Annotated in this window: 9 protein-coding genes; 6 read left to right on the forward strand and 3 right to left on the reverse strand. The window is 46.0% G+C overall.

Going from position 1 to position 12,849, the window contains the following annotated elements; translation table 11 throughout:
- Positions 1-83 precede the first annotated feature (83 nt).
- A complete protein-coding gene (locus tag A37S_RS0103935; RefSeq protein WP_028295854.1) occupies positions 84-1,625 on the reverse strand; it encodes a helicase HerA-like domain-containing protein in 1,542 nt (513 codons plus the stop codon).
- A 106-nt stretch (positions 1,626-1,731) separates the two neighbouring features.
- Positions 1,732-4,149 carry an alpha/beta hydrolase family protein gene (locus A37S_RS0103940; RefSeq protein ID WP_028295855.1) on the reverse strand — a complete coding sequence of 806 codons (2,418 nt, stop codon included), beginning with the start codon at positions 4,147-4,149 and terminating at the stop codon, positions 1,732-1,734.
- Positions 4,150-4,400: 251 nt separating this feature from the next.
- Here A37S_RS0103940 and A37S_RS0103950 point away from each other — a divergent pair, with 251 nt between their 5' ends.
- The 6 genes from A37S_RS0103950 (at position 4,401) to A37S_RS0103980 (ending at position 11,535) form a co-directional block, all read left to right on the forward strand.
- Positions 4,401-5,738 carry a M16 family metallopeptidase gene (locus A37S_RS0103950; RefSeq protein WP_028295856.1) on the forward strand — a complete coding sequence of 446 codons (1,338 nt, stop codon included), beginning with the start codon at positions 4,401-4,403 and terminating at the stop codon, positions 5,736-5,738.
- Positions 5,739-5,800: 62 nt separating this feature from the next.
- Positions 5,801-7,840, forward strand: coding sequence for a M16 family metallopeptidase (locus tag A37S_RS0103955; RefSeq protein WP_028295857.1), 2,040 nt, complete (start codon positions 5,801-5,803; stop codon positions 7,838-7,840).
- A 79-nt stretch (positions 7,841-7,919) separates the two neighbouring features.
- Complete coding sequence (locus tag A37S_RS0103960; protein WP_084163742.1) at positions 7,920-8,792, forward strand: YicC/YloC family endoribonuclease; 873 nt, start codon at positions 7,920-7,922, stop codon at positions 8,790-8,792.
- A gap of 18 nt (positions 8,793-8,810) precedes the next feature.
- Complete coding sequence (gene gmk / locus A37S_RS0103965) at positions 8,811-9,377, forward strand: guanylate kinase (protein WP_028295859.1); 567 nt, start codon at positions 8,811-8,813, stop codon at positions 9,375-9,377.
- 16 nt (positions 9,378-9,393) lie between these two features.
- The gene (nadD, locus tag A37S_RS0103970) at positions 9,394-9,972 is read left to right on the forward strand and encodes a nicotinate (nicotinamide) nucleotide adenylyltransferase (protein WP_028295860.1); all 579 of its coding nucleotides are present in this window, start codon (positions 9,394-9,396) and stop codon (positions 9,970-9,972) included.
- A 141-nt stretch (positions 9,973-10,113) separates the two neighbouring features.
- Positions 10,114-11,535 (forward strand): DHA2 family efflux MFS transporter permease subunit, encoded by a 1,422-nt coding sequence (locus A37S_RS0103980; RefSeq protein ID WP_036601151.1) that lies wholly within the window; start codon positions 10,114-10,116, stop codon positions 11,533-11,535.
- Between the two features lie 185 nt (positions 11,536-11,720).
- On the opposite strand, the gene A37S_RS0103985 is transcribed toward A37S_RS0103980, so the two are convergent.
- Positions 11,721-12,782: an NADH:flavin oxidoreductase/NADH oxidase gene (locus A37S_RS0103985; protein WP_028295862.1), complete on the reverse strand. Its 1,062-nt coding sequence runs from the start codon at positions 12,780-12,782 to the stop codon at positions 11,721-11,723.
- Positions 12,783-12,849 lie beyond the last annotated feature (67 nt).

The raw sequence follows: 12,849 nt of genomic DNA on the forward strand, positions 1-12,849 counted from the left end.
TTCCACAATTTTTATTTATCTAACAATTAATCAATAAGCAAGCGCCAAACCTAAAACAAAAAGCAGTGAAATTCAAATTTCATTCACCTTTTCTTCTTTCCGCTGATGAACGCTGTGATCAATGCCGTACCCAAACGAGTCAAAAGGCGAACTCCCTCTCTTCCAAGTGTTCTGGTTGCGCTTTTAGTCATGGCTTCCATGGGGGTTTCTCTATTGGAACTTTGTTTTTTGACTGGATTAGCAGGCTTTACTTTCGCATCTTCCTTCTTTCTATCCTCTCCCAGCTGATCAATAAGATCCGCTGCGCTCCGCGATTTGCGCTCGGCAATATATTTCATGTATAAATCAGAGGCATGGTAAAGGTCGCTGTACTTACCTGGCGAAAGTGGCCCCATCACGGCCCTAGGGGGCACAAGGTGGGTGGCTACCGGTTCAGTAGGTATTCCCTTCTCGTTCAACACTGTAATCATGGCTTGCCCGGTACCCAAACTGGTTAGGATCTTCTCTATATCGTAAAAATCCGATTTTGGATAAGTCCGTGCCGTTTTACGGAGTGCCTCCGCGTCATTGGGTGTAAATGCTCTTAAAGCATGTTGTACACGATTGCCCAGCTGCCCCAATATACTTTCCGGTATATCGGTGGCTGCCTGGGTACAGAAAAATACGCCAATCCCTTTGGATCGGATAAGGCGGATGATTTGTTCCACCTTGGAAAGAAATGCTTTGCTGGCATTTTTAAAAAGCAAATGCGCTTCATCAAAGAAAAAGACCAATTTCGGCTTGTCCAAATCTCCTACCTCAGGCAACCTGTCATACAGTTCAGAAAGAACACCTAGCAAAAAAGTAGAAAAAACAACCGGTTGTCCTTGCACATCCGCAATATTCAATAGACTTACCACTCCTTTGCCATCTACTTTTTGAAACAGATCAAGCACATCCAATTCCGGCTCGCCAAATATATGTCCCACCCCCTGCTGTTCTATGGATACAATTTTCCTCAATATGGTACTTGAGGTGGCAGAACTGATTTTGCCATAGTCTTCCTTTATTTGCTCCGCACCTGAACCGCTGCTCAAGTAGGCGAGGATTTTCTTTACATCATTTAAGTCAATAATGGGCCATTTAGAGTCAGACGCATACTTAAACAAGACGTTCATCACGCCTTCCTGTGTATCATTTAGATCCAAGATACGGCTCAGCAGAACAGGCCCGAAATCCATGATCTTTATGCGCACGGGAATGCCCTGTTTTCCACTTAACGAGAAAAATTCTACGGGGAAACCCGATGGAACAAAAGGTTCGCCCAATGCCATGCCTCTTTCTTCCAGAGCTGCATTTGGCATACCCGGTTCTTCAAGCCCTGATAAGTCACCCTTCACATCGAGCATAAAGACGGGTACATTGGCATCCGACAATTGCTCGGCAATCAACTGCAACGTCCTGGTTTTTCCTGTCCCAGTGGCTCCCGCAATAAGGCCATGCCTGTTCATTATTTTCAAGGCTAGGTTGACCTTGGCAGAGGCTATTACTTGGCCATCCAAGATACCTGATCCTAGATTTATAAAGGCTCCTTTCGGATTATAAGAAGCGGTGATTTTCTCAATAAACTGTTCCTGAGTGCCCATACTTAGCATTTATTTCGCTCGCTAAATTATCAAATAATCGGCAATCTAAATAAAAAGGTCTTCCTTTTTGCGAAGGAAGACCTTTTTCGGTGTACATACGTATTTTCTATTTCCTGTTCTTCACGTATTTCTCCAGCCACGTATCCATTTCCCAGAAAGTATGCATCACAGACTCCCGGGCTCGATAGCCGTGAAATTCTTTAGGCAACAGTACCAGCCGTACTATCCCGCCATGCCCCTTGATAGCGGCATAAAGACGTTCACTTTGTATAGGAAATGTGCCTGAGTTCTCGTCATCCATGCCATGAGTCATCAGCAGTGGTATTTTGATTTTATCGGCAAAGCTAAAGGGCGACATGTTGTAATATACCTCTGGCGCCTCCCAATAAGTCCTCGATTCATATTGAAAACCAAATGGCGTCAAGGTGCGGTTGTAAGCACCGCTTCTGGCCAGCCCAGCAGCAAAAAGATCGGTATGCGCTAATAGATTTGCTGTCATGAAAGCTCCGTAAGAGTGTCCACCAACCGCAATTTTATTTCTATCCGCAATCCCCAGATCATCTACAACATAATTGATGACAGCTTCCGCATTATCCTTTATCTGCTGGATAAACGTATCGTTGGGTTCCTCATCGCCTTCTCCCACAATGGGCATATCTGTCTGGTCCAGTATGGCATAGCCCCTGGTGACCCAAAAAACGGGCGAACGAAATGCCAAGGTGGTAAACCTATACGGACTGCCCTTGACTTGGCCGGCAGCCTCCAGACTCTTATATTCACGGGGATATGCCCACATCAATACCGGCAGCCTACCATCTTCCTTTTTATAACCCTTTGGCAAATACAGTGTCGCGGTAAGCTTAATGCCATCCTTTCTGGGATAAGACAATTGCTGTTTGGTGACTCCACGCAAGCTAGGATATGGATCGGCAAAACTGGTAATCGACTTGCTATTTCTGTTTTTTAGGTTTACCGTAAAATAATTGGGCACTTGATCTACCGCTTCTCTCGAGATATAGACCTCGTCTCCCCCTTGATAATACACGGGAAACTCGTAATAAGGTGCTTGCGACCTAAATAAGGTATCTGTCTTACCTGCCAAGAGATCCCATCTCATCAAGAAAGGCCTATCCCCTACGGGCGACGAGCCAATACTGATGGTATACACTACCGGCTTTTTCCCGTCAAACAACAATACCCTTCTCTTATTTTTATTATAGCCCTGCACAAAATCACCGGGATCGCTATATCCATCTTCTGTGAGTCGTTCAGAGATCTTTTTAACAACCTTACCCGTATTCGGATTGATCAGTGTTTTTATTTCCTTTCTATCCTTTCTCCAATGCTCGCTAATGATTGCATAGTCCTCATTGCCCCATTGTATATTGCCATAACGCCAGGTTGTTTCATATAACTTTTTAGGTTCTACCTTGAAAGGTGCCTGCCAAGTAAAAACTGCATCACGCTTCTCAAAGACTTTATTTGGATTACCTCCATCCAATGCCTCTACCCAATACAGCGTTGCATCGGCATCACTTCGCCAGCCGTAAGACCTTGGTCCGGTGGTCGTAGCGTCAAAACCGGTAGGAAGATTGTCAGCCAAAGGGGCCTTATAGAGTTCCTTTACAAGAGTCCCGTTGGCATCCAGCAGGCTAGAGTGGTATGGAAACGACTGTATGGGTACCAAATAGGAATAGGGCTTCTCTACAGTTTGCACCAACAAATATTTACCATCAGGACTATAGCTAAACGATCGATAGATCTTGGGTTGCCCCAAATTGGTGATTTGGCCATCTAAGGCCACGCGTGCCAACTGACTTTTCAGAAAATAGTCCATCACCAATTCATCATGCGGATTTCTCAACAGGTATTGATAAGTGCGTGATGGTGTTTTTCCTCCCAAGTTTTCCTGTACAACGGGCCCAGTAGGCACCATTTCTTCCGCTGGTCTTGCTCCTCGACCCGAGGGCACCAATTGTACCAATAAGCTGTTTCCATCTTGGCTCCATTGGAAAGTAGGGCCATAGGCATCGTTCAGATAATTGTCCACCAATTTCTTCGCCTTATTATTGCTTAGGTCGATAAGCCATAGCTCCACCCCTTTTTGGGTAGTATTTGTAAAAGCTATGAATTTTTCATTGGGGCTCCAGCTCACATTACCCAACTGCAAATCGGCAGGCATGTCCTGTATTTGCACATTCATCCCTGTCTTTACATTCTTCAAGACAAATTTGGTGTAGGTCGTAGCCACCGTTCCAGAGTTGGTAGAGGGATTGATACGCAATCCGGCAATACCCAAAACAGGCTGTGCCACTTGCTGTATACTCGGATATTCTGGTGAGGTGAGCACAAGCATCCTGCTACCATCGGCACTAAATCTCACATTTGGAATACTAGGAGCATCCACCAGCTCCCTGATGCTTTCTGGCGGCATCTGATAGGTTAGATTCTCTTGTGCAAAAGCTGCACTGCCCCACAAGAAACTAAAAGTCGCTAAAACGACAAGTTGTAAATTTTTATTCATTTTGACACATTCCTTATCCTATAAAAAGTTTTCTACCAAAAATACAATAAATTTGGCAATAAAAAGTCCTGTTTCTCCAAAGGATACCATGTAAAGAGCCCAAAGAACCAATTCTTCCTTTGTATCGTGCAAAAAGAAAGCATATTAGGTCTTTTCTGCATTTTTTGTAACAATATTATTCGCTATTTGTCTAATAATTAAGTTACATCAATCGATATCCTGTTTAATTACCAAAAACACACAAAGGAAGTATGAAGAAGAAGTACATTTTTGCCGTAGCGATGAGCGTTTCCCTTACGGGGACAGCCTTAAATAGCCTTGCACAGACGGCCGTCAAGTTTAAGGAGTTTCAACTTGACAATGGCCTTGATGTCATTATGCATCAAGACAAATCGACCCCTATTGCATCAGTATCCGTATTCTATCACGTCGGGGCCAAGAACGAAAATCCCGAGCGGACGGGTTTTGCACATTTCTTTGAACACTTGCTGTTTGAGGGGAGTGAAAATATCGGTCGTGGTGAGTACATGAAGAAAATACAGTCTATCGGCGGTACGCTCAATGCTTTCACTTCTAGCGATCAGACATACTATTATGAGGTAGTACCGTCCAACTACCTGGAAACAGCGCTCTACATGGAAAGCGAGCGTATGCTCCACGCCAAAATAGATTCCATAGGCGTGGAAACCCAAAGAGAAGTAGTGAAAGAAGAAAAGCGTCAACGCTATGACAATCAGCCTTATGGAACTATTTTGCTCGAAGTATTGAAACGGGCATACCAAGTACATCCCTACAAGTCCGCACCTATTGGTAGCATGGACCATCTGAACGCGGCTTCCTTGGGTGAATTTATGGATTTCTACAAGACCTACTACGTACCAAACAATGCCGTTCTAACGATTGCCGGCGATATTGATTACGACCAGACAGAAAAATGGGTACGCCAGTATTTCTCCGAAATTCCAAGGAGCACCAAGCAAATCAATAGACCTCAGGTAAGCGAACCAAAGAGAACTGCAGAAATTCGAGATGTCATCTATGACAACATCCAATTGCCCGCGGTAGTAGAAGCGTATAACATGCCAAAAAAAGACCACCCAGACAGCTACGCCTTAGATATGCTATCCACTTATTTGGCTGGAGGAAAAAGTTCCCTCTTAACCAAGCAATTGGTAGACAACCAACAAAAGGCTGTCGCTATTCAGGCTTTGCCACTAGATCTGGAAGATGGCGGACTATTCATCTTCTTCGGTTTGGCCAATATGGGTGTTTCTATTGATTCACTGGAAATAGCCATGGACGAATTGGTAGAAAAAGTGAAAGCGGAAGGTATTACCGAACAAGACTTTGCAAAATTGCAGGCACAAGTAGAAAACGCCGTCGTAAACAGAAATGCTTCCGTCGCCGGTATTGCACAAAGCTTAGCGGAAGCCAAGGTCTATTTTGGCGATGCCAATGAAGTGAACCAGGAACTCGGCAAATACAACAAAGTGACTAAAGAGGACATAAAAAGGGTTGCTAATGAGTACCTCGACAAAAACAGCCGTGTAGTACTTCATTACCTACCCAAAGCAGCTGAGAAGAACTAATTTTGTGTTAAAAATCAAGAAGTCGGTAAAAAAACACCTACTTATAGATATCCCAATATATTATGAAAAAGATAAATTGCTATATAAGCCTTTTCTTACTATCGATTGCCTCGGCTTTCGCTCAGGTAGATCGCAGCCAATATCCAGCACCAGGCCCAGCTCCCCAAATCAACATAGGAGAAGCGGAAAGCTTCACCCTAGACAACGGATTGAAGGTATTCGTCGTGGAAAACCATAAACTACCGCGTGTCGCCTACTCGCTCGTGTTGGACCGAGACCCTTTATTTGAGGGAGACAAAGCCGGACTTACCTCCCTGGTGGGCAATATGATGATGGGCGGAACGACCAGCAAAAGCAAAGATGAAATAGATGAGTCCATTGATATGATAGGAGGAAGGATTTCCTTTTCATCCAGCTCGGCCAACGCATCATCCCTGACAAAATACCAAGATCAATTGCTGTCCTTATTTACGGATATCTTGTTGAATCCCGTATTTCCGCAAGAAGAACTGGAAAAATTGAAAAAACAAGAACTATCGGGTATCGCCTCATCCAAAGATGACCCGAACGCCATCATGTCCAATGTGAGCAATGCCGTATTGTATGGCAAAGATACTCCATACGGGGAAACCGAAACCGAAGCCACAGTCAAGAACATCGGTCTTGACGATGTGAAGCAATACTACAGCAGCTACTACAAACCGAATATTGCGTACCTGGCCATCGTTGGCGATATCAACGTAAAACAGGCCAAAGAGCTCATCAATAAATATCTTGGGGCTTGGAAGAAAGGTGATGTGCCACAACATGCCTTTACCACTAAGGAGCTACCCACCAAAAGAGAAATAGCCTTGGTAAACCGCCCTACCAGTGTGCAATCTATTGTGAAACTGGCGTACCCAGTAGACCTGAAGCCAAATGACCCCAATGTCATCCCCGCGGCCATCGTCAACAACATTTTGGGGGGCGGGAGTGCCGGTCGTCTTTTCCAAAAGCTGCGCGAGGAAAAAGGCTATACCTACGGAGCCTATTCTTCCCTTTCACCAAGCCGGTACATAGGCAATTTCAGCGCCAGTGCCAGCGTGCGTACCGAGGTGACCGACAGTGCCGCACTGGCATTGGTAGGCGAGTTGGAGAAATTGGGTCAAAAAACCATTACGCAAGCGGAGCTAGACGATGCAAAGGCAACACTGATGGGCAATTTCGGACGATCTTTGGAGCAGCCATCCACGATTGCCAGCTTTGCCATCAACTCGGAGCTGAATAAGCTGCCTAAGGATTTCTACAAGAATTACCTGAAGAATATAGACGCCGTGACGCTAGAGCAGGCCAACACTTTAGCCCCTAGCATTATCAGTGCAGATAAAGCCTATCTCATCATAGTCGGCAATACAGATGCATTTGCCGACAAAGTGACCCAGTTGGGAGAAGTGAAATTTTATGACATCGAGGGAAACCCCGAAGTGAAGGTAGCAGTAGATGATGCCAGCATCACCGCACAGGGCATCGTAGATAAATACATAGCAGCCATAGGCGGCAAAGAGAAGCTCTCCGCTGTCAAGCGCATTGCCATTGTCAACGAAACAGAGCTGCAAGGGATGAAACTCGGCATCGAATCGTATAACGATGAGGAAAAAGAACTTGCTATACAGGAAGTAAAAATGGGAGACCAGTTGCTTTCCAAGGTAGTAACTACCAAAGAAAAAACCATCATGACGCAGCAAGGACAAAGCCAGGAGGCCCCTGCCGAGATGCACAATACCATGGTAAAAGCCATCCAGATCTTCCCCGAGCTACACTATGCCGAAAACAAGGCTACGTTGGAACTTGACGGTATCAGCAAGGTAAATGGCGAAGATGCCTATAAAGTGAAGGTGACGCCCACGGACGGAGGCGCCTCCGTCAACTACTATAGCGTAAGCAGTGGCCTGAAGCTGAAAAGTGAGTCTGCCTCCTCGGGCGAAGCCGAGTACAAGGTTTATAAGGAGTATGAAGGCATACAGCTGCCCGTAAGTTCCGTCGTGAAAAATCCAGGCATCCCCATGCCCCTTGAACTGACAACCACTACGGTGGTCATCAATGGGCCAGAAAGAAGCGAATAGTTTTTTAGTTTCTATGATTGAAAGGCTAGTCGGGTATCCGCTAGCCTTTTTTTTACGCTTCCTTTCGCTATCTTTGCACATGATTCAATCCATGACGGGTTTTGGCTTGGCCACCCATGAAAGTGCCAAGGCAAAATATACGGTAGAGATAAAATCCCTAAACTCCAAGTTTCTGGAACTCGGGCTAAAACTGCCAAAATCCTTTTCCGAAAAAGAACTCGTCCTTCGTAACGAGTGTACCCGTCTACTGGAACGGGGCAAGGTATCCATTATCATTACCGTTGAGTACACCGATCAAGTAGCCAAAGCTGCAAACATCAATAAGGCACTATTAACAGCCTATTACGAGCAGCTGAAGCAGGTGGCAGAGACGCTGGGGGACAAAAGTGAAAACCTGCTGCAGGTAGTACTCACCTTGCCAGAAGTAGTAACCTATGCCGAAGAGCAACTGGAAGAGGCCGACTGGGAAGACCTATTGAAGGCATTCTATGCCGCCGTTGAGCACTTTCAGTCTTTCAGAAAAGATGAAGGAGAAACCTTGAAAAAGGACCTTTCTGCAAGAACCAATGTCATTGTCAGATTACTGGGAGAAGTGGAAAGCAATGAAACTTCACGAATCCCGCTCATCAGGGAGCGCATAGCGCATTACCTTGATGAAGTCGTGGGCAAAGAGAACATAGACAAGAACCGTTTCGAGCAGGAGCTGATCTATTATATAGACAAACTGGACATCACCGAAGAAAAAGTACGGTTGAGAACGCACTGCAACTATTTCCTGGAAGCACTTGAAGGCAAAGGCAACGGAAAGAAGCTCGGTTTTATATCCCAAGAAATGGGGCGCGAAATCAACACTCTAGGCTCCAAAGCCAACGATGCTGAGATACAGCAAATCGTTGTGCAGATGAAGGAAGAATTGGAAAAGATAAAAGAACAACTACTCAATATTTTGTAATTGCCAAATACCGTAATCATGTCAGGTAAATTGCTCATATTCTCGGCGCCCTCAGGAGCTGGAAAGACAACAATAGTAAAACACTTGCTCCATCAGTATCCAGACAAAATTGCTTTTTCCATATCGGCCAGTACCCGCCAACCTAGAGAAGGGGAAATCGACAAGAAAGACTACTATTTCATAAGCAAAGAGGAGTTTCTGCACCGTGTAGCCAAACAGGAATTCGTAGAGTTTGAGGAAGTCTACACCGGAACCTTTTATGGAACGCTCCGCTCGGAGATCGAACGCATATGGGCTACGGGAAAGGCAGTCATTTTTGATCTTGATGTCATAGGTGGTCTACGTCTCAAGCATAAATTTGGCGATAAGGCGCTGGCTATTTTTGTGCAACCCCCTTCCGTAGATGTACTTGTCGAACGCCTGCGTGGCAGAGGAACCGATAGTGACGAAAAGTTAAAGGAGCGTATTGCAAAGGCAGATAAGGAACTGGGCTATTCGCAGCAGTTTGACGTTATTTTAAGAAATGACGATCTTGATGTAGCTTGTGCGGATGCTGAGAAGCTTCTATTGGAATTTTTGGGATAGTAGCGTTAGGAAAGGTATGGCTAAAATCGGTTTGTTTTTTGGTTCCTTCAACCCCATACATACAGGGCATTTGGTTATAGCCAGCTATATGGCCAACTTCACCGACCTGGATGAAGTGTGGATGATAGTATCTCCGCACAATCCCTTGAAGAACAAAGCCAGCCTAGCTAACATGTACGACCGACTGGAAATGACCCACTTGGCATTGGGGAACGCTGAACGCATCAAGGCTAGTGATTTCGAGTTTCATTTGGAACAGCCCTCCTATACCATCGATACGTTAATCCACCTGCAAGAACGTTATCCCAAACAGCAGTTTGTGCTCATTATGGGTAGTGACAACCTCCTAAGTCTCCGAAAATGGAAGAACTATGAAGTTATATTAAGGGAATACGAAATATATGTCTACCCCAGACCAGGCTACTCAGACAAAGAATTGGAAAGTCACCCGTCCATCCATATGACGGAAACACCATTGATGGAAATATCCTCTACCTTTCTCCGAAACGCCATCAAGGAACAAAAAAATGTTCAGTTTTTCCTCCCAGCAGAGGTTCTCCTGTTTATCGAGGGAAAGGGGCTTTATCGCCGCTAAGTGCTTCAACTCTTCCTTTTCATCGGCGAGTACTTGTACTATAAAAATTTCTGATGAATAAATGATATCATTCCATTTACATGCGACAACAAGCCGTCCAAAAATTGGTTTGCAGGTAAATAATTTGCTATTTTGCAGGCCATGATAAATTCGGTACCGCCATCTCGGCCCAAAATATCAAAAAACTCACTAACAGTTTCCCTTATCGTCGCTTCTGCCCTGTTCATGGAAAACCTGGACAGTACGGTCATTGCCACCGCATTGCCGGATATCGCTACGGCTTTCGGCGTGGAAGCTGGCGATATGAGCCTTGGGATTACCGCCTATCTGATAGCCCAAGCTGTCTTTGTCCCGGTAAGCGGATGGATAGCCGATAGATACGGCGTGCGGGATGTGTTTGGCACGGCCATCATATTTTTTACGCTTTCATCCATTGCTTGCGCTTTTAGCCAAAGCATGTTGCAATTCACCATATCGCGCATTGTACAAGGAACTGCCGGTGCATTGATGGTGCCTGTAGGACGTCTAGCCGTTTTGAACAATACACAGAAGAAAGATCTACTTACCGCCATAGCCTATATCACGTGGCCTGCCCTGGTGGCTCCCGTGTTGGGGCCTCCGCTTGGAGGGTTCATTACCACGTACTTTTCATGGCACTGGATATTCCTGCTCAATGTGCCTTTGGGCGCCGCAGGCGTATACCTCACTTGGCGTTTTATAAAGAATACGTCTGAGCGATCGCGTGTTCCACTGGATATCACCGGTTTTGCTTTCAGCGGCTTGGCCATGGCGGGCTTCATGTATAGCTTAGACCTGCTAGGCAAGTCTCATACATCCTATAGCCTGGCACTCACCATTCTTGTGCTCAGCATCGCCGCACTGCTGTTCAACATATGGCACTCTGGTAAAATAGACAAACCATTGATAGACTATAAGGTCTTTAAGGTGACTACCTTTCGCACCACGGTGACCACGGGATCGTTATCCCGTATCGTTATCTGGTCGTCTCCCTTCCTATTGCCTTTGCTGTTTCAAGTAGGCTTGGGCATGTCTGCCTTTCATTCGGGGATGCTGTATCTAATTGGCATGGTAGGCAACCTCGGGATGAAACCGGCTACCATATGGATTACACGGCATTTCGGCTTCAAGCATGTGCTTATTTGCAATGGACTATTGCTGGCGGTATCCACCTATGCCTTTTCATTTATATTTCCCGACACGCCCATATGGGTCATTGTCATCAACATGCTATTTTGGGGCATGTTCAGGTCCCTGCAGTTTAGCAGCTTAGCCACATTAGCTTTTGCGGATATTGACCAGACGCAAATGTCCAATGCCAATACCATCTTCAGCACGGCACAGAAAATTGCCACGGGCGTCGGCGTAGCCATAGGAGCGCTGGCACTGCATCTTGCCGGTGCCTATCACCATACGCAAGGAGAAGCCCAATTGGCAGACTTCCAATTGGCGTTTATAGCATTGGGCATCTTAGGTATCATAGCCAATGCGGGTTACCTGCGATTATCTAGAAATGCCGGCAGTGCGGTAAGTGGACTTGAATAGTTGTGGGTTGTGAGTTGCCAGTTGTGAGTTGCCAGTTGTGAGACCGACTAGCTGCCCAACGATACTGTCCTGAGTCTGTCGGGTTGGCGGTGTGCCAGAGACTCAGGACTAGCCAATGGATTCGTAGCCTGAAGACTACGCTGTTCATTTTTCAAAGCCGTAGTCCGCTTAAATCCATTCATCTTTTATTTTGCTCTCCGGTACTGATTTGGCCAGGCAAGATCTACATGCAGCTCCTTGGCGGCATGCAAGGGCCAGTAGGGATTGCGCAAAAGCTCACGCGCTAAAAATATGAGGTCGGCATCCCGATTGACCAGTATGGTCTCGGCCTGTGCGGCACTGGTGATAAGGCCTACGGCACCTGTTGTTATTCCTACTTGTTTTTTGACGGCCGAGGCGAAAGGAACCTGATACCCAGCCCCAATGGGTATCTTCGCGTCGGCCACATTGCCTCCCGAAGAAGCATCTATGACATCTACTCCTCTTTCTTTCAGGATTTTCGCTAAAGCAACGGTCTGCTCCAAATCCCAGCCGCCATCTGTCCATTCCGTGGCAGAAATACGGACAAAAATAGGCAGATGCGACGGCCATTGACCTTGCACTGCTCGCAATACTTCCAGCAATAGCCTGATTCTATTGTCAAAACTCCCACCATAGGCGTCTGTACGTTGATTGCTTAGGGGCGACAGAAACTCGTACAACAGATAACCGTGAGCGGCATGTATTTCCAGCACTTCAAAGCCAGCTAGGAGTGCACGTCGGGCGGCTTCGCCAAAATCGGCCTTCACCTTTTCTATCCCTTCCTGATCAAGCACTGTCGGCACGGCATAATCATCCGCAAAGGCCAATGCTGAAGGTCCCACTGGCTGCCATCCACCATCAGCCTCAACGACCTTGCCTTTGCCCCGCCATTCCGCATAGGTAGAGGCCTTGCGGCCTGCATGTGCCAATTGAATACCTGCTACGGCACCATTTTCCTTAATAAAAGATGTTATCTCACGCAACTTGTCGATATGTCCATCTTCCCATATGCCCAAGTCCTCTGGAGAGATCCTCCCTTCTGGCGATACCGCAGTCGCTTCCGATATAACCAGGCCGGCACCGCCCACTGCCCGGCTGCCCAGATGTACCAAATGCCAATTGTTGGCATATCCATCAACTGCGCTGTACTGGCACATGGGAGATACCACTATGCGGTTTTTCAGGTGAATCGATTTTAATTGAATGGGTTCAAAAAGTTTTGCCATGATCAAAAATAAAAAGTAAAAATTTAAAAGTAAGAAACGCTCGTTGATATTAAAGGCACGAGGTCAA

The sequence above is a fragment of the Olivibacter sitiensis DSM 17696 genome (genome assembly GCF_000427965.1).
Taxonomy (GTDB): Bacteria; Bacteroidota; Bacteroidia; order Sphingobacteriales; family Sphingobacteriaceae; genus Olivibacter; species Olivibacter sitiensis.